This window comes from Ketobacter sp. GenoA1 (genome assembly GCF_003671475.1).
In the GTDB taxonomy this organism is placed as follows: Bacteria; Pseudomonadota; Gammaproteobacteria; order Pseudomonadales; family Ketobacteraceae; genus Ketobacter.
In genome coordinates, this window is sequence record NZ_RCHM01000007.1 from 216,923 (window position 1) to 233,774 (window position 16,852).

General features: G+C 54.0%; 19 protein-coding genes. 11 read left to right on the forward strand and 8 right to left on the reverse strand.

Features of this window, described 5'->3' with window-relative positions; genetic code table 11:
• Positions 1 to 19 precede the first annotated feature (19 nt).
• Positions 20 to 1,417, reverse strand: coding sequence for an FAD-binding oxidoreductase (locus D9N13_RS01005; RefSeq protein WP_290584803.1), 1,398 nt, complete (start codon positions 1,415 to 1,417; stop codon positions 20 to 22).
• A gap of 221 nt (positions 1,418 to 1,638) precedes the next feature.
• Here D9N13_RS01005 and serA point away from each other — a divergent pair, with 221 nt between their 5' ends.
• The 5 genes from serA (at position 1,639) to D9N13_RS01030 (ending at position 7,847) form a co-directional block, all read left to right on the forward strand.
• Positions 1,639 to 2,868 (forward strand): phosphoglycerate dehydrogenase, encoded by a 1,230-nt coding sequence (gene serA / locus D9N13_RS01010; RefSeq protein ID WP_290584805.1) that lies wholly within the window; start codon positions 1,639 to 1,641, stop codon positions 2,866 to 2,868.
• A 202-nt stretch (positions 2,869 to 3,070) separates the two neighbouring features.
• Positions 3,071 to 4,180, forward strand: a complete 1,110-nt coding sequence (locus D9N13_RS01015) for a lactonase family protein (protein WP_290584807.1) — start codon at positions 3,071 to 3,073, stop codon at positions 4,178 to 4,180.
• 207 nt (positions 4,181 to 4,387) lie between these two features.
• The gene (locus D9N13_RS01020) at positions 4,388 to 5,347 is read left to right on the forward strand and encodes a helix-turn-helix domain-containing protein (RefSeq protein WP_290584809.1); all 960 of its coding nucleotides are present in this window, start codon (positions 4,388 to 4,390) and stop codon (positions 5,345 to 5,347) included.
• Between the two features lie 168 nt (positions 5,348 to 5,515).
• On the forward strand, positions 5,516 to 6,958 hold the full coding sequence (locus D9N13_RS01025; protein ID WP_290584811.1) for an alpha/beta hydrolase domain-containing protein: 1,443 nt from the start codon (positions 5,516 to 5,518) through the stop codon (positions 6,956 to 6,958).
• 85 nt (positions 6,959 to 7,043) lie between these two features.
• Positions 7,044 to 7,847, forward strand: coding sequence for a hypothetical protein (locus D9N13_RS01030; protein ID WP_290584813.1), 804 nt, complete (start codon positions 7,044 to 7,046; stop codon positions 7,845 to 7,847).
• Positions 7,848 to 7,903: 56 nt separating this feature from the next.
• Here the strand turns inward: D9N13_RS01030 and D9N13_RS01035 are convergent, their stop codons facing one another.
• The 6 genes from D9N13_RS01035 to chrA form a co-directional block, all read right to left on the reverse strand.
• Positions 7,904 to 8,038, reverse strand: a complete 135-nt coding sequence (locus tag D9N13_RS01035) for a hypothetical protein (RefSeq protein WP_290584815.1) — start codon at positions 8,036 to 8,038, stop codon at positions 7,904 to 7,906.
• Positions 8,016 to 8,165, reverse strand: a complete 150-nt coding sequence (locus D9N13_RS24270) for an enoyl-CoA hydratase-related protein (RefSeq protein WP_411268109.1) — start codon at positions 8,163 to 8,165, stop codon at positions 8,016 to 8,018. The genes D9N13_RS01035 and D9N13_RS24270 overlap by 23 nt, the downstream gene beginning before the upstream one ends.
• Entirely contained in the window at positions 8,111 to 8,278 is a 168-nt protein-coding gene (locus D9N13_RS01040; RefSeq protein ID WP_290584817.1) for a hypothetical protein, read from the reverse strand. The genes D9N13_RS24270 and D9N13_RS01040 overlap by 55 nt, the downstream gene beginning before the upstream one ends.
• A 53-nt stretch (positions 8,279 to 8,331) precedes the next feature.
• A complete protein-coding gene (locus tag D9N13_RS01045) occupies positions 8,332 to 8,769 on the reverse strand; it encodes a fatty acid desaturase (RefSeq protein WP_290584819.1) in 438 nt (145 codons plus the stop codon).
• Positions 8,766 to 9,002: a hypothetical protein gene (locus tag D9N13_RS01050; protein ID WP_290584821.1), complete on the reverse strand. Its 237-nt coding sequence runs from the start codon at positions 9,000 to 9,002 to the stop codon at positions 8,766 to 8,768. The genes D9N13_RS01045 and D9N13_RS01050 overlap by 4 nt, the downstream gene beginning before the upstream one ends.
• A gap of 213 nt (positions 9,003 to 9,215) precedes the next feature.
• Complete coding sequence (chrA, locus tag D9N13_RS01055) at positions 9,216 to 10,562, reverse strand: chromate efflux transporter (RefSeq protein ID WP_290584823.1); 1,347 nt, start codon at positions 10,560 to 10,562, stop codon at positions 9,216 to 9,218.
• Between the two features lie 91 nt (positions 10,563 to 10,653).
• On the opposite strand from chrA, the gene D9N13_RS01060 reads away from it, so the two are divergent.
• The 4 genes from D9N13_RS01060 (at position 10,654) to D9N13_RS01075 (ending at position 13,660) form a co-directional block, all read left to right on the forward strand.
• Entirely contained in the window at positions 10,654 to 12,012 is a 1,359-nt protein-coding gene (locus D9N13_RS01060; RefSeq protein ID WP_290584825.1) for a flavohemoglobin expression-modulating QEGLA motif protein, read from the forward strand.
• A 153-nt stretch (positions 12,013 to 12,165) separates the two neighbouring features.
• On the forward strand, positions 12,166 to 12,375 hold the full coding sequence (locus D9N13_RS01065; protein WP_290584827.1) for a DUF2061 domain-containing protein: 210 nt from the start codon (positions 12,166 to 12,168) through the stop codon (positions 12,373 to 12,375).
• 142 nt (positions 12,376 to 12,517) lie between these two features.
• The gene (gene trhA, locus D9N13_RS01070) at positions 12,518 to 13,147 is read left to right on the forward strand and encodes a PAQR family membrane homeostasis protein TrhA (protein ID WP_290584829.1); all 630 of its coding nucleotides are present in this window, start codon (positions 12,518 to 12,520) and stop codon (positions 13,145 to 13,147) included.
• A gap of 18 nt (positions 13,148 to 13,165) precedes the next feature.
• Complete coding sequence (locus D9N13_RS01075; protein ID WP_290584830.1) at positions 13,166 to 13,660, forward strand: GreA/GreB family elongation factor; 495 nt, start codon at positions 13,166 to 13,168, stop codon at positions 13,658 to 13,660.
• 25 nt (positions 13,661 to 13,685) lie between these two features.
• Here the strand turns inward: D9N13_RS01075 and D9N13_RS01080 are convergent, their stop codons facing one another.
• Entirely contained in the window at positions 13,686 to 14,738 is a 1,053-nt protein-coding gene (locus D9N13_RS01080; protein ID WP_290584831.1) for a GlxA family transcriptional regulator, read from the reverse strand.
• 203 nt (positions 14,739 to 14,941) lie between these two features.
• Here D9N13_RS01080 and D9N13_RS01085 point away from each other — a divergent pair, with 203 nt between their 5' ends.
• Together D9N13_RS01085 and D9N13_RS01090 are read left to right on the forward strand one after the other, a co-directional pair.
• Positions 14,942 to 15,679 (forward strand): methyltransferase family protein, encoded by a 738-nt coding sequence (locus D9N13_RS01085; protein WP_290584833.1) that lies wholly within the window; start codon positions 14,942 to 14,944, stop codon positions 15,677 to 15,679.
• Positions 15,680 to 15,689: 10 nt separating this feature from the next.
• A complete protein-coding gene (locus D9N13_RS01090) occupies positions 15,690 to 16,823 on the forward strand; it encodes a flavin-containing monooxygenase (RefSeq protein ID WP_290584835.1) in 1,134 nt (377 codons plus the stop codon).
• The last annotated feature ends 29 nt before the right edge of the window (positions 16,824 to 16,852 follow it).

A 16,852-nucleotide genomic window follows, 5' to 3' on the forward strand; every position in this document is an offset into this window, starting at 1 on the left:
AACTTCATAATCCCCCCCACTAAAGATCGAATATTTTGCCGGGGTTCATAATGTTCATGGGATCAAACGCAGCCTTCACTGCCCGCATATAATCGATGTCAGCGGCACTGCGCGTATATTCCAGATAGGGCTTTTTGGTCATACCCACACCGTGTTCGGCCGACACACTGCCGGCGTATTTCTGTACCGTTGCAAACACCTGGGTATTCACCTCTTCACAGCGCCGGAAGAATTCCTCTTTGCTCAGGGCCGCAGGCTTCAGGATATTCAGATGCAGGTTACCGTCGCCGATATGGCCAAACCACACGATCTCGAAATCGGGGTAACGACTGCTGACGATGTTGTCGATCTCTTCCAGGAAATCCGGCACTTTGGACACGACCACGGACACATCGTTCTTGTAGGGCGTGAACGGCGCGATGGTCTCGCTGATGCCCTCCCGCAGGCGCCACAGATTGGCCGCCTGGCTTTCGCTCTGGCTGATGACCCCGTCCAGCACCCAGCCTTCCTCAACACATTGCTCGAACAGCGCCATGGCCTGCTCCAGCACATCCTCGGTGGGGGATTCGAACTCCAGCAAAGCATAATAAGGCGCCGCTGCCGCAAACGGCCGCGGTACGTCCTGATGCTCGGTGACCAGCTTCACCGCAATATCGGAAAAGAACTCAAAAGCGGTGAGGTCGATCCGGCTTTGAAAGGTTTCCAGTACCTTCATAATGGCGCGGAACTCCGGCACGCCCAGCACCAGCACGGTCAGGTTCTGCGGCGCGCGCGCCAGCTTCATGGTGGCTTCCACAATCAGGCCCAGGGTGCCTTCAGCGCCGATAAACAGGTGCCGGAAATCATAGCCGGTGGCGTTCTTGTCCAGGCCGCCGTTCAGATCCAGCAAATCCCCCTTGCCGGTCACCACTTTCAGGCCCTTCACCCATTCCCGGGTCATGCCATAGCGGATCACCTTGATGCCGCCGGCGTTGGTGGAGATATTGCCACCCAGCTGACTGGAGCCGGCGGAGGCAAAATCCACCGGATAGTAAAGATTGTTTTCTTCAGCAAACTGCTGCAGCTGCTCCGTCACCACCCCGGCTTGGCACTGAACAGTGCGGTCGATGGGATTGAAATCATTGATTTTATTCATCAAATCAAAGGCCACCACCACCTCGCCATTGGCCGCCACCGCCGCCGCGCTCAGCCCGGTACGACCACCGGAGGGCACCAGCGCCACCTGGTGTTCGTTGGCAAACCGCACAATGGCCTGCACCTGCTCCACGGTTTTGGGCAGCACAATGGCCAACGGAGCCGGATCGTACTTTTTGGTCCAGTCGCAGCCGTAGTGCTGCAGGCTGTCGGCATCGGTCAACACCCGGCCCGCATCCACAAGTTGGCTCAATCCGGCAATAATCTGATTGGTGTCGGTCATGATTTTCTCTTTAAATACAGCAGGTTAATCAGGAATACTCGATAAGCAGGGCAACATCGGACACCCGCCAGTCAGGCAGCCCAAGGTGGATTCATTAGGGAAATTCACGCCACCATGTGAGAATTTCACGCATCTTTTCATGGCTCGGGACTGCGTTTTTGATGCGATATGATACCATAGCCGCCCTCAAAGCTACCCCCATTTGATACGAGTAAAACAGCATGAGCACGACTTCTCTGGATAAAAGCAAAATCCGCATTCTGTTGTTGGAAGGCGTCCACCAATCTGCCGTTGAAAACTTCGAGCGGGCCGGGTACACCAATATCGAGTACCTGAAAACCTCCCTGCCGGAAGACCAACTGAAAGCAAAGATTGCCGACGCCCACTTTGTTGGTATCCGCTCCCGCACCCAATTGACCGAAGACGTGTTTGCGGCGGCCCAGAAGCTGATCGCGGTGGGTTGTTTCTGTATCGGCACCAATCAGGTGGATCTGACGGCGGCCCTCATTCGCGGTATTCCCGTATTCAACGCCCCCTTTTCCAACACCCGTTCCGTGGCCGAGTTGGTCTTGGCGGAAGCCATCCTGCTGCTGCGCGGCATTCCGGAAAAGAACGCAGTCTGCCACCGGGGCGGCTGGCAAAAATCCGCGGCCAACAGTTTTGAGATCCGCGGCAAAACCCTGGGCATCATCGGTTACGGCAACATCGGTTCGCAGTTGAGCGTTATCGCCGAGAACCTGGGCATGAAGGTGAAGTTTTATGACGTGGTCACCAAACTGCCGCTGGGTAACGCGGTGCAGGTGGGCACGCTGGACGAGTTGCTGGAGCAATCCGACATCGTCAGTCTGCACGTTCCCGAAACCGCTGCCACCAAGTACATGTTCGGCCAGGATCAACTGGCCAAAATGAAACCCACCAGCATTCTGATCAACGCCTCCCGCGGTACCGTGGTGGACATCGATGCGCTGGCCCAAACCTTGGGTGAAAAGAAAATCCTGGGCGCTGCCATCGACGTGTTCCCGGTGGAACCCCGCGGCAACGATGAAGAATTCGTATCACCGCTGCGGGAATTCGATAACGTGATCCTGACCCCGCACATCGGCGGCAGCACCCTGGAAGCACAGGTCAACATCGGTGCCGAAGTGTCGGAAAAGTTCATCAAGTACAGCGACAACGGCTCCACCATTTCGGCCGTGAATTTTCCGGAAGTGGCACTGCCGGTACACGACAATGTGCACCGTATTCTGCACATACACGAAAACGTGCCCGGCGTGCTGTCCAACATCAACAACCTGTTTTCCACCAACAACATCAACATCTGTGGCCAGTATCTGCAAACCAATGACAAGATCGGTTACGTGGTGATTGACATTGATAAAGCACACAGTGAACTGGCGTTGGAAAAACTGAAAGAGGTGGACAGCACCATCCGCTGCCGCGTGCTGTATTAAACAATGCAGGCAGCAGGAAAAAAGCCCGCTTTATGCGGGCTTTTTTTGTTTTGGCCACCCCAATAATCCCCGTGATACTTTCTCCATACTTTCGTGAGGATTACGTGCCCTGTTGAGATCACACTGCTGGTGAATGGTGCTGCAATCCGCTGCCATTCCAAACCAGGAAGTTATTAATTCATCTCAACTCAGGGCCAACACTATGATCAATAAACTATTACTCCGCTGCCTGTGGGCATTCCTACTGCTTGGCAGTGTATCCGTTACCGCCTGGGCGGATTACGCTTCACCCGGCAAAGTCTTCACCATGACCAATTCCCCTGAGGGGAACGAAGTGCTCATGTTTACCCACCACCCCTATCAGGGCCTGATCCCCAGCGGCAGTTTCGCCACCGGTGGTGACGGCACTGGGTCAGGTCTAGGCAATCAGGGTGCCGTGATGATCAGCAAAAACGGTCATTGGCTATTCGTTGTCAACGCCGGCAGCAACAGTCTGTCGCTGTTCAAGGTGGGGGCCGACAACATTACGTTGTTGACCACCGTAGACACTGCCGGGGAACGCCCGATCAGTGTAACCCAGCACAGAAACAAGGTATTCGTGCTAAACGCCGGTAGCGATTCCATTGCAGGTTTCAAGCTGATGCATAATGGTTCATTGGAGCTGATCGAGAACTCCGTGCGTGGCTTGAGTGGAACGGGAACCGGTGCCGCACAGATCAGCTTCACTCCGTGGGGTGATGGCCTGTTGGTAACGGAAAAAGCCACCAACCTGATTACCAGCTTTTCGGTGAGCGATGATGGCGTCCCGGGTGAGCCCATTGTGAATGAGTCTGCCGGTGCCACACCCTTTGGTTTTGCGTTCGATCGCTACGGTCATGCCATTGTCAGCGAGGCCAATGGTGGTGCTGCCGATGCCAGCAGCCTGTCATCCTACCGGGTGAACGACAATGGTTCCCTGAGCGTATTGGCGTCTGCCGTACCTACTACTGAAACAGCCGCTTGCTGGGTAGTGATGTCCGCCAACGGCCGAACTGCCTTTACCACCAACGCCGGCTCTTCTTCCATCTCCGCATTCAAAGTAAAGCGCAATGGCACATTGAAGCTGACCACTGAAGACGGTGTTGCCGGCTTCACCGGCGAAGGCAGTGCACCTATCGATATGGCACTTTCCGATAATGGAAAATTCCTCTACACCCTGAGTGCAGCAGATGGCAGCATTGCCGCGTTCCTGGTGTTGGGTAATCGTTATTTGGTACCACTGCCAGGTGCCACTGGTCTGGCAATCGGTTTGAACGGATTGGCGGCATTCTAAGATCAGGCTGCACTAACCACTGCTGAATAGGCATCCGGTGAAAGATCCCGGGTGCCTATTCAATAGGTTTTTAATAAACGTTTATACAAAAAAATTTCAACATATTGAAAACGAGTATATTTATACAATTTTATCTTCTAAGTCTTGCTATATACTGTTGTTCCAGTGCACAGATAGCACAGCAACATAATCAATCAGATGCGCAAAATGAACAACAAATCGAAACAACATCCTGACTTTTCAGTGCAGTGGCATGACTCATCCAACGAGTTTGTATCACAAATCTTTATCGACAATCCCGACCTGAATACAGATGCTTTGTTGCGTGAGCAATTGCATGAGCCGCTCATTCTTTTGGAAACCACGACAACCTGCGTTGCCGTTACCGAAATGTGTTGGAATGAACCCACCTCCATTTCCCTGGTTCCAGACCGGCCGGCATTCTCCATGATGGCATCTTCTTCCCCCCTGTTCTCCGTGCAGTATGGATACGAAGAGGAACAGGACACCACCGCTGCTATCGGCAATACCCTGTTTCTGGTTCCCGGCAAAAAAATCACCGGCCACGGTAGTGCAGGTTCGTTTCGTTCAATTATGGTGTCGTTTGATACGGCCTACGCAGAAACCATTTTCGGTGAACTGAACCGACTCAGCAGCGATCAGTTGAACCGTTCGCTTTGCGTGCAGAATTCACTGATCACCTCGCTGCTGTTCAGATTGATGAAAGAGGCCATGCACCCGGGGGCCATGAGTAACGCTGTGGTGGACGCCTGTGGTAATGCGATGCTGGTGGAGTGCGCTCATTGGCTGAGCTCAACTCAGCCAGCGTCGGACGTTCGCGGCAAACTGACCGCCAAACATCTCGCCATCATCGAGGAATACCTCAACAGTACCCACGGAAAATTGCCCAGCGTAGCCGATATGGCCAAGGCCTGCAGATTCAGCGAGCGTCACTTTCTGAAACTCTTCCGCGAGGAAAAGAAATGCACGGCGGCCCAATATATAAAAGCCTTTCAGGTGGAAAGAGCGAAAACCTATTTGCTGGACACCGACCTGCCATTAAAGGAAATCGCTTACCGGCTTGGTTTCCGTTCCTACAACAGTTTTTCTTCCGCGTTTCGTGCTGCCACCGGGCAATCGCCTAATGCTTTGAGGAAAAAAGCCTGAGCCCATATCTCCGAAATTCATCACTCCAACTCCGATATTCGATAGCTTTCATCGTTGCCCCCCCGCCTCCCCCTGTGTACTCTTGAAAGAAAAAACATTCCAAAAAGAAAAGAGAGAAATTCTGTGAAGAGTTCTATAAAGACGCACACTGCTGGCGTCAAACCCTGCTTGTCTCGACTAAACGCCTTGATCTTGCTATCCCTGCTTATTTCCATCGCTGGCTGCAGCAAAGTAGCGGAAAACACTACCGTTTTGTTCGGCACCCTGTTCGACCTGCGTCCGCTGGGTTATCAAAGTAAGGAGTTCTTCATTGAAGGGATCGCCAACAGCTACCTGCCGGTGGGTGAACTCACCAGCGACGGCCAGTGGCAAGCAGTGGAAAATGAACAGGCCGCCTATCTCACCCGTATAGTGGTCAAGCGTCCCATCAATGCTGATGATTTCAATGGCACGGTCGTGGTGGAGTGGAACAATGTGTCCGGCAACACTGACGCGCCCGCAGAGTGGAGCGCCGCCCACACCGAATTTATACGAGAAGGTTACGCCTGGGTAGGAATCAGTGCCCAACGCAAGGGCATCGACAACGTGGGTGACATCAGCCTGGTTAACTTCGATGCTTCGTTAAAAGCCCTGAATCCCGCACGCTACGACAAACTGGTACACCCTGGTGACAGTTTTTCCTACAGCATGTTTCACCAGATCGCGACAAAAATTCGCTTTCCTGAGGAGGAAGACTACCTGCAGGGACTGCAGGTAGAAAGAATGATTGCAGCCGGCGAATCCCAGTCCGCCGCGCGCATGATCACCTACATCAACTTGTTGGGCAAAACAGAAGGTGTGTTCGACGGTTTCTTCGTACACAGCCGCTTTGGTTCCAGTGCGCCAGTATCCGAAAGCCCTCTGCAGGAATCCCTACCCCCAGCCATTGTGAACATTCGGGAAGACCTTTATAAACCTGTGATGTTGTTGCAAACAGAGACAGATCTGTTTGTGAGATCCTTTTTGCCGGGAAATGCCTATGAAAACCGCCAGGATGATACGGAGTTCTTTCGTCTGTGGGAAGTAGCGGGCACCGCCCACGCGGATACTTACAATACCCTGGGCTTGTTCGATCGCGGTATCTCCTCCTATTACGCCCAACTGATTTCCGTTTCCTACGCTATTCCCCTGATTGCGCCGTGCGATGCCCCGGTGAACGGCAACCCGATTCATCACTTCACCGTAAACGCCGCATTCCATGCACTGGATACCTGGTTGCGTACCGGTGTTGCACCGGCCATAGCGGATCGCCTGGCGGTTGCAGGAACCCCGCCGCAGTACCTGACGGACGAGTTTGGCAACACCCTTGGCGGCATCCGCTCACCTTACGTGGATGCTCCATTGGCCACCTTCTCCGGCATCGGTAGCGGATCAACAATGTGCATGATTTTCGGTTCCATGAAGAAGTTCAGTTCGGAACAGCTCGCTGAAATCTATTCATCCCGGGATGATTACCTCGACCAAGTGGAACAATCCATTGCAGGTTCGTTGGAGCAGGGATTCCTGCGACCTGCCGATGCGGAAAAAATTCGCCAGGCATCGCGCAGGATGTCACGGACCATCCCGGAATAAGGAGAAACCCATGCACCCATCAGCTCAATCAAACAAAAGGAATGTAAGTGGTTCTCACCTGATCACAGCCCTGCTTGGAACGCTTATGCTCAGTGGCTGCGAATACCAGTACACCGGCGACGGCTATACCATCATTGAGGAGAACCCCAACGCCCAGCCCTGGTTCGATGTCTTCCGCCCTCTCGACATGACCGCTGTGGTGAGTGAATCGGGCCAACTGCTCCCGGTGATTGTCTGGGCCAACGGGGGCTGCTTGCGCAGCAACTTCACCTGGCAACCCCTGTTTAAACGCTGGGCCGCGCAAGGCTATGTGGTACTGGCCATGGCGGAGGAACCCGGCAACGGCGCAGTGGGTACCAGTAACGTAGAAGACCACGGGGCACTCATTGACTGGGCACTGTCCCAGTCTCCGTACGCCGACATTATAGATGCCAACCGGGTGGTGGCTGCCGGTAATTCCTGTGGCGGGGTGACGGCATTAGGCCTGGCGGCGATAGACACGAGGGTGGCAGCGGTATTCGTGCTGTCCGGCTCCAGCGCCATCGGCGCCACCAGCGAATCCATCATGCAGGCCATTCAGGTACCTGTTGGTTATATCACCGGTGGCCCCACAGATATCGCCGGCGGCCCTGCCCGTTCGGATTTTGATACCCTGCCCGCCGACGCCCCGGCCATGCTGGTACAACGAATCACCGGTGGACACCTCACCGTTTCCACCAACGTCGCCATCCTGGAAGAAGTGGCTGATATCGCCCTCAATTGGATGAATCTGACCCTTGATGGCAACGAAGCATCCTATCTGGATCTGACTTCGGAAACAGTGTGCGCCACTTGCACCCCTGGAGACTGGATTTTGACTGAGAAGAATTTGGACTTGCTGGTGGAGTGAGAATGTAAATTCACTTCAAGCTTGTGTCTCAGCAAAGTAGAGAACTACTTCCACACTCACCGACATTTATAGAGCAGTGTGCGTTTCTCAAGAAAAGCATTCACACTCAGATCACCGGTCAACAGCATTTCAGCCGCCCAGGCCAGCCCCACCAGCTCCGGCAAACGATCAAAACTGATTTGGATTCCCATCCCCCCCTCTTTTCACGAACATTTCGCTGAAGTGGGCCGCGGTGGAGGCAATACGCATATCGCACAATAACGCTATTTCGATACCCGCCCCCACGGCGACACCATTAATAGCACCGATGATCGGCACCCGCTGTTCATCATGGCATGGTACATGGGTGGCGTTGAGGGTTGTTGCTGCTCTCCGGGGGCGGCCTTGAACAAATGTTCCAGGCCACCGCCATCCCGCTTGATAGCTTCCACATCATCGCCGCTACAAAAACAGCGCCCGTTACCGGTGAGGATGTTGTGTTTTTTTATTTACAAATTATAAGGATGCAGAGCAAAGGGTTCACCTTAGCGGGATGATGTGCTTCATGAAACGCCTTACGGGCATCCCAGGCTTTTTTGTAGCAATAAAACGGTACTGTTGGATACAGGTGATGAGCAAGATGATAGTTCTGATACATCATCAGCACACTCATGACTTTATTCCAGCCCTCGAGCATTAACGTCGCCTGACAGGGGTTCTCCCGGTGAGTATAAACGTGGGGCACATGGGGCAAATACATAAACACGAAACACACCAGCCACACCATACCCCGCGAGGGGATAAACCACAGGAACGCGGCATTTTTAAATGCGTAGGCGACACCATGATCCGGATCCAGTTCTTGGTTGGCAAAGCGATGATGCTGCATGTGCATAACCATCAGCATCTTGCCGCTGTTCCCCGGCAGATAGGTTTGCATCATCTGGAAGAACACCACTTGTTCACCCAGGGAATACGGGATACTGCATTATGGGACGCATCATGGGCCGGCGTAAATTGCACGTAATAGGCGATGATATTGATCAGGCATCCAGCCCACAGTGAAAGGTGGCCGTTCAGACAGGCGAACCACACCGCCACAATCATGATCTGGGTAATGATCAACAGGCCGAAGGTGGGCAACGCCAGCAGCGGTTTCCTGCGCAGCTCAGCCAACGCGGCTTTTTCCCTTTTTTCCTGATCATGGTCCTGGCCCAGTCCCTGTCCATCAACGGATTAATACGCGGTTATAGTATTGCCAGTCTTGATTTTATTATTGGTCTTGAAAGCGTTTGGTACAGCTTCCTGACCGACCATAATAATGACCCACTGGTTTACCCACCATGACCATTTGGCTCATCCACCCCACCCAATGTCAGGAAATGCCAGTTACGAAACAACCAAGAGCGTATACAAAAACCCCGCTGCCGCACTCAACCCGATCACCCGCAGGATGCTCCATTGCAGTTGGTGCAGCATGGCAACACAAATGATTCCCCAGGCCAGCGAGGGTATATCCAGCCCAAACAACGGCCCGGCGCCCACGCCATTGGGAAACAACACATGCTCCCCGAAGAACAATGCCAGATTCAGAATCACCCCCACTACCGCTGCGGTAATACCGGTTAATGGCGCCGTGAGTTTCAGTTGATTGCGGCTGGCTTCCACCAGGGGGCCACCCAACAAAATGAAGAGAAAAGACGGCAGAAAGGTAAAAAAGGTGACGATAGAAGCTGCCAACATGGCCCCCAACACCAGAGCATCCGGCCCCAACACCGCCTTGGTCCAGCCACCCACGAACCCCACATAGGCCACCACCATGATCAGCGGCCCAGGCGTGGTTTCCCCCAACGCCAGGCCATCCATCATTTGGGTGGCAGAGAGCCAACCGTAGTTTTCCACACCCCCCTGCACCACATAGGGCAATACCGCATAGGCGCCACCGAAGGTCAGCAGAGCCGCCTTGGTAAAGAACCAGCCCATCAGGCTCAGGTCATGCTTGGGCCCCACTGTCGTCCAGAGTGCCCCCATCACCAACCACCATAACCCCACCCCCACCATAACGGTCAGCATCAGGCGACGGCGGGAAAAGCGCGCATGCTCAGGCACCGGACTGTGATCACCAATCAAGGCATCTACCACGCCATCACTTTTCGCTGTGTGAGCTGGCGCAGCCTGAAAGATATGGGGCAACCAGCGCATGCCGATCCAGCCCAGCAATGCGGCGCCCAACAGAATCGCCGGGAACGGTACATCGAACACCGCGATGGCAAGGAAAGACAACGCCGCAATCCCCCACAGAAACCAGTGTTTTAACACCCGTGAACCAATCCGCCAGGCCGCTAATAGCACGATGGCAGTGACCGCCGGTTTGATACCGTAGAGAATACCCGCCACCAACGGCAGATGCCCAAAGCTCAAATAAATCCAGCTCAACAGCATCAGCAGCAACAAAGACGGCAGCACAAACAAGCCACCGGCCACAATGCCGCCTCTCACACCATGCATGAGCCAGCCGATGTAGGTGGCCAGTTGCTGGGCTTCCGGCCCGGGCAGTACCATGCAATAATTGAGGGCATGTAGAAAACGCCGCTCTGAAATCCAGCGGCGCTTGTCCACCAGCTCCTGATGCATCATGCTGATTTGGCCCGCAGGCCCGCCAAAACTGATAAAACCCAGTTTCAACCAATACCAGAAGGCCTGTTTCAGGCTCACTGCTTCACCGCTATGAGGCATGCTTACTCCAACAAATCGTTACGTAAAAAATCATTGCCAGACGCTGCCGGCCGACCTACATTCAGCGCTAGTATCACCCTATGTGGACACCATGAGCCAACGCCGTATTTACCTCGACAATTTGAAATCACTGTCTGATCAATTGATTGCCGCCCAGGCGCCAATCCGCATACTGGACAGCATCAAATGGCCCCCCCAATGGCGGCAACGGTTCTTCGATTCTGACATGCGTTGGTTACCCAATGCTGACACCGACTACTATCAATCCCAACCCCTGAATTTTCAGCCGGCCGCCAAGCAGGAGGAATTCAAAGCGCTGAAACAGTCGATCAAACGCAAACTGGGCAAGCATGATCCCCTTGGCAAGTTACTCACCACCACCACCGATCAGTACATCCAGGTGGTGGACATGCTGCAGGCCCGGGGCAAACCGGAGTTCGGCCGCTGCAGCGTGGAACTTTACGGCTCGGCCCGTGATCACCTGTTCGGCGACAAGCGCACCCTGCTGGAAGTAGGGGAACAACTCTGCGCCATCTTCTCACAACCGGCGGCCCAGCACATCGCCTTTGCCCAGCCCAAGCTCTATGACGCCAGCGAGTCGGTGGCGTTGTTGCAGAAACGGTTGAACTGCTATTTCACCAAAGGTGAGCTCAAGGTGATCTTGTCCGACGGCATTGTCTCCGATGCCGCCGCCGGTGGCGACAGTATCAAGATGAACTCACGGGCACGCTTCTCCGAGCGTGATCTGCGGGTGCTGGAAGTGCATGAGGGCTGGGTACACGTGGGCACCACTTTGAACGGGCGCCGCCAACCCTACGCCAGTTGGTTAAGTGTGGGGTCGCCGCGCATTGCCGCCATCCAGGAAGGGCTGGCCCTGTTGATGGAAACCCTTACCTTCAGCAGCTTTCCGTTTCGCGCCCGCCGGGTCAGTGACCGGGTCAGCGCCATCCATGTGGCGCAAGAAGGCGCGGACTTTGTGGAAACCTTTCACCATCTGCGGGATCGCGGCCTGCCGGACGCCGACGCCTACACCACCACACAGCGGGTGTTCCGCGGCGGCATGGTGACCGGGCGTTCCGTATTCACCAAGGATTTATCTTACGTTAAGGGCTTTGTGGAAAACGTAAACTTCATTCGCAGCGCCATCGGTGCCGGTTTGCCGGAATTGATCCCCATGCTGTTTGCCGGCAAGATCACCCTGGAAGACATCCCCGTGCTCTACGAAGCCTATCTGGAAGGCATCGTGGAACCCCCGCGCTATCTGCCGGACATGTTCCGCGACCTGAACGGCCTGTACGTGTGGTTCGGGTTTTCCAATGGCCTGTCGCTGGTGGACATGAAACGGGTGCAAAAGCACTACTTGAAAACCTTCGATCAAATTACGCCGGTCTGCCCGTTGGAGATGGCACCCGGCCAAACCCCGGAAGGTGACCTGGACCCACTGCCCTAAGCCCAGCCCCACTACCTACCATCAACCGGCCCATCAATAGCTAAATCCTATCAAAACCCTTAATATGATTCATTTCACTTAATGAGAATCATTTGCAATCATTAATCCCACTGAACCTGATCCTGTTGACCCACATCCTGACGGAGGCTACTCATGAAGAAGACCATCAGTTTCGCAGTGTTGCACATGGCGGTAGCCTTTTCTATCGGCTACCTTATGACCGGCGACGTTCTGGTGGGGGGCGCCCTGGCGCTGCTGGAACCCCTGTGCAATACCGTGGTGTTCTATTTCCACGAAAAGGTCTGGAACCGATTGGAGCGGCCGGCTGCGCACAGTAAACCACCGCACATTATCCACGCCTGAGATAACATCCACGCCTGAGACAAAATCCACCCCTGAAACAAACCGTAACCAAGCAGAGTATGGCGCTGCTTGGTTAGGTTGCCCTGGCCACGTACCATGCTCTTTTCCCTGATGAGAACAACGCAACGGATGGGCCCGCACAATGTACTATGGAGAACGACTCAACAGCATCAGCCACCTGATCGGTGCCGTATTGGCGTTGGTGGCCCTGGGGGCGCTACTGACCATCAGTATTCAGACCGGCGATCCCTGGACCATCATCGGCTTCTCGGTATTCGGCCTCAGCATGGTGTTGCTGTATACCATGTCCACTCTGTACCACAGTTTTCATCCCCCTCACCTGAAAAAGCTGTTTAAACTACTGGATCATGTTTCCATTTACCTGTTGATCGCCGGCAGCTATACGCCGTTTATGCTGGTGAGTATGCGCGAAGGCAATGGCTTGCTGATCCTGGCATTGGTGTGGGGGCTGGCGGTTATCGGCATACTGACAGAGCTGCTGCTGACGGGAAAAGCCGTCAAAGTGGGGCAGATGATCATATATGTGGCCATGGGCTGGGCCTGTACCCTGGATATCGACAACGTCAAGGCGGCCCTGCCTCATGCGGGTTATTTCTGGCTGCTCACCGGCGGCATCGCCTATACCGCTGGTATCGCTTTTTATCTGGTGGACAAACTGCGCTGGCTGAACCATGCCCACGGTATCTGGCATTTCTTCGTGCTGGTGGGTTCAGCCTCTCATTTTATTGCTATCATAGGTTACGTTCGTTAACCGCATTCAGTTCGAAGCATGCCAGCAGATTTTAACAAAGCCCAGCTACATGACCTTATTCTAAACGCGCTGCAAGGGCTGGTGGACAATGCACAGGCCGCCGTAGACCGTGCTTATGAAGCCGCCACCCATGAAGAAAACATCGCCGAGAACAAATACGATACGCTGGGATTGGAGGCATCCTATTTAACGCAGGGGCAAAGCCGCCGCTTGGCACAGTGCGAATCGGATCTGGCTGCCTTCAAAGCGCTTACGCCACGACCATTCAGCGCAAACGACCCCATTACCATTGGTGCCCTGGTGCAGGTGATCGATGACAAAAATCGTGAGCAGGCTTTTTTTCTGGGGCCTTCAGCCGGCGGTGTAAAAGTACGCTTCCAGGAGTGTGATGTGGTGATGATTACCCCTCTGGCGCCCTTGGGAAAAGCATTACTGAACGGGGCCGTCGGGGATGAAATCACCGTCCCCATCAACGGCAGGGTAGCCCGCTATGAGATTACCCACATCAATTGATATCCATATTGCACCTATCTTTTCTTTATCGTTTGCGCAATAACTCTCTCAGCCCGAGAAACTTGCGCCGATACTGTGCCGGTGTTAGCCCCACCTTTTTCTGGAACTTCAAATTAAAAAAACTGGCATCCTGATATCCCACCGTTTCTGCCACGGCTTCGATCGGAATCGTAGTGGTTTCCAACAGTTGCTTTGCCTCTTCAATACGAAGATTCAGGATATATTCAATGGGGGTCATTCCGGTTGCGTTCTTAAAACGCCGGATATAGGAGCGCTCTGACAAGCCGCTGTTTTTAATGGCTGCATTTACAGGAGCGGACTGGTCGTAATTCTGCGCCAGCCAGACCTGGCTCTCAGCAATGATCGCATCATCATTCTGCCGCTTGCTGCACAAATAAGAGAATGCATGCTGACTGCTTTCATGCCATTCCACCAAATACAATTTGGCGATCCTGATCGCTTCATCCATACCGATGAAGCGGGCAATCAGATACAACCCCAGGTCCATCCAGGTGGTGCCACCACCGGCCATCATCAGGCGCTGACCTTCTCCCGTGGCAATAAAAGCACGATTACCCTGCACCTTCACCGCGGGATAACGTCGCGCCAAGCCCTCGGTAAAACCCCAGTGGCTTGTGGTTTCTTTCCCATCCAGCAAACCGGCCTCCGCCAACAACAGGGCTCCGGTACAAGCGGTGGCAATGACACCGCCATTGGCCCAATAACGCTGCAGCCATTGGATCTCGGCGCTATAGCGCGAGTCCAGCCCGGTATGGGGATCGATAAACATTTCCAGGATGCAGATGGCATCAGGATGATATTCCTCTGTCAGCGCACGATGCGGACGCAACCAACCCTGATTGACCGTCGGCATCTCTTCGCCGGTGAGGGATACAATGGTGGGTTTGATCGCAGCTTCACCCATGACCCCTTCTGTAACGAAAGACCAGTCACGCCCCACTGAGGCCAGCAGGTCATTCATCCCGAACACCGTGGAAAGCGTTGCCTCCGGGGTCGCCAGAATCGCTATTTCGATGATTGGCTTGGTGGCATCGGGGCCTGTCTTGGGATTGGGCATAACGCAGCGTGCAACACAATGTGATTGATCGTGGCTGTTAGAATCGCACGATTCATTCCGCAACCAAAGTATCATTTGGCAGATTTCACTGGTTTTCGTAAATTATGACGTCATCTATTTATCGGTCGCCGCTCTATGATGTCCCACTCTGGCAAGCGCCAGCACGTTACACCGTTACCTTACAAACATTAGAGATGGACATCATGAAGAAGATTACGCTCCTCAGCTATGCGCTGATCGCCTATACCGTGGGTATGGCATCACTCCTGTATTTAATGGGATTTTTAATCAATCTGTATGTGCCAAAGAGCATTGATAGTGGAACAACAGAAGGCTTATGGTTACCCCTTTTCAGCAATATGGGTTTGCTGGTGGCCTACTTTGCCATTCACTCGGTCATGGCCCGGCCCTGGTTCAAGGCCGCCTGGCAACGGATTATTCCTGCCGGCACCGAACGCAGTACGTACATCCTGATATCCGGGGTTACGGTCTTCCTGCTGGTGCTCTTATGGCAACCTTTGACTACGACGATCTGGTTAACGGAGAACCCCATCGCCCGTAATCTCATCATAACCCTCTATCTGGGCGGATGGACCCTCATGACTCTGGCGACCTTTAACATCAACCACTTCGCTTTTTTCGGGCTGCAACAGGCCTGGGCCAGCCTGCGGTCACAGCGCCAGCAATCGCCGGGATTCAGTGCACGATACCTCTATGCACTCACCCGCCACCCCATCAGTTTGGGGTGGTTGATTGTGATGTGGGCGACTCCAGCGATGAGCCTTGGGCATCTATTGATGGCCATTGTTGCAACGCTGTACATCTTCATCATCACACCGGTGGAAGAAGCCGACCTGGTCGCGGAGATCGGTGATGACTATCGGCACTACCAGCAGACCGTCCGTCGCTTCCTGCCGATACCGAAAAAAGTAGCGCAATGAGGAAACCAACATGATTGCAACCAAACCCTTGCAGGAGGTTATTATCCTCGGCGCCGGCACCTCCGGCCTGTCCATTGCCAGATGTCTGCTGGACAAAGGCATCAAGCCACTGCTGCTGGAAGCATCCGATGCGGTGGCTGCATCCTGGCGCAAGCGTCATCCACAGTTATCACTCAACACCCACCGTACGTTGTCGTCCCTACCGGGAAAAGCGATCGACAAACGATTGGGGGGCTTTATAAAAAGGGATGATTATGTGACTTATGTGGAAACCTATGCACAGGAACTGATACATTCACACGGCCTGGAGATCAGGTTCAATACACCGGTTGAGCGCATTGACGCATCGGACAAAGGCTGGCAGGTCATCACAAACCAACAACCATTCACCACCAAATGCCTGGTGGTGGCCACCGGCACCGATCGCGAACCCTACCTGCCAACCTGGAACGGCCAGGAAACCTTTACCGGCTGCGTCACCCATGCCGCCCATGTGGGCCATATGGAACGCTATGATAACCAGAATGTGGTGGTGGTCGGTGGCGCCAACTCCGGTATTGATATTGCCAATCACCTGTGCAAACGGGGGCGTTATAAATCACTCACCGTTTCCATGCGTAATGGTTCCCATCTACTGCCCACCTACATTGCGGGTATTCCCACCCAGCTATCCGGCCCATTACTTGCCAGGCTGCCGTTGCGGGCCCAGGACGTTTTGGCAAATCTGTTTTCCCGATTGTGTTTTGGGGATTTGACCAAATATGGCATGAAAACGCCCAGCACCGGGGTCGCCACCCGCTTGGCTCAATCCAAAGTGGCGCCCGGTTTTGATGATGGGTTCGTCAACGCGCTGAAAACCAATGCATTGAGCGTGGCCCCGGAGATTGCGCATATCAATGTAGATCAAGTGACGTTTAAAGATGGCCGCCAGACGAAAGCTGATCATATTATTTGTGCCACCGGCTATCGCACCGGCCTGGAAAAATTGCTACCCGGGGAATGTATATTGGAAAACGATCGCTACCAGAACGCCACCGGGCTCTGGGTGTTTGGCATGACACCCAAAATTGAAGGCAGCATCTATGCCCGAGCGGTTGAGGCTGAGGCATTGTCTGCGGCCATTAGAAAACAGTTGGCGGCATAATCGCCCGCAGGATTTCCCATAGCAACAAG

Excerpts from the sequence above, each read along its gene's own strand:
- D9N13_RS01090 (WP_290584835.1), top strand. The coding sequence starts at position 15,690 with ATGATTGCAACCAAACCCTTGCAGGAGGTTATTATCCTCGGCGCCGGC.
- serA (WP_290584805.1), top strand. The coding sequence starts at position 1,639 with ATGAGCACGACTTCTCTGGATAAAAGCAAAATCCGCATTCTGTTGTTG.
- D9N13_RS01080 (WP_290584831.1), bottom strand. The coding sequence starts at position 14,738 with ATGCCCAATCCCAAGACAGGCCCCGATGCCACCAAGCCAATCATCGAA.
- D9N13_RS01085 (WP_290584833.1), top strand. The coding sequence starts at position 14,942 with ATGAAGAAGATTACGCTCCTCAGCTATGCGCTGATCGCCTATACCGTG.
- chrA (WP_290584823.1), bottom strand. The coding sequence starts at position 10,562 with ATGCCTCATAGCGGTGAAGCAGTGAGCCTGAAACAGGCCTTCTGGTAT.
- D9N13_RS01045 (WP_290584819.1), bottom strand. The coding sequence starts at position 8,769 with ATGATGCAAACCTATCTGCCGGGGAACAGCGGCAAGATGCTGATGGTT.
- D9N13_RS01035 (WP_290584815.1), bottom strand. The coding sequence starts at position 8,038 with ATGGGAATCCAAATCAGTTTTGATCGTTTGCCGGAGCTGGTGGGGCTG.
- D9N13_RS01020 (WP_290584809.1), top strand. The coding sequence starts at position 4,388 with ATGAACAACAAATCGAAACAACATCCTGACTTTTCAGTGCAGTGGCAT.
- trhA (WP_290584829.1), top strand. The coding sequence starts at position 12,518 with ATGTACTATGGAGAACGACTCAACAGCATCAGCCACCTGATCGGTGCC.
- D9N13_RS01060 (WP_290584825.1), top strand. The coding sequence starts at position 10,654 with ATGAGCCAACGCCGTATTTACCTCGACAATTTGAAATCACTGTCTGAT.
- D9N13_RS01075 (WP_290584830.1), top strand. The coding sequence starts at position 13,166 with ATGCCAGCAGATTTTAACAAAGCCCAGCTACATGACCTTATTCTAAAC.
- D9N13_RS01005 (WP_290584803.1), bottom strand. The coding sequence starts at position 1,417 with ATGACCGACACCAATCAGATTATTGCCGGATTGAGCCAACTTGTGGAT.
- D9N13_RS01065 (WP_290584827.1), top strand. The coding sequence starts at position 12,166 with ATGAAGAAGACCATCAGTTTCGCAGTGTTGCACATGGCGGTAGCCTTT.
- D9N13_RS01030 (WP_290584813.1), top strand. The coding sequence starts at position 7,044 with ATGCTCAGTGGCTGCGAATACCAGTACACCGGCGACGGCTATACCATC.
- D9N13_RS01015 (WP_290584807.1), top strand. The coding sequence starts at position 3,071 with ATGATCAATAAACTATTACTCCGCTGCCTGTGGGCATTCCTACTGCTT.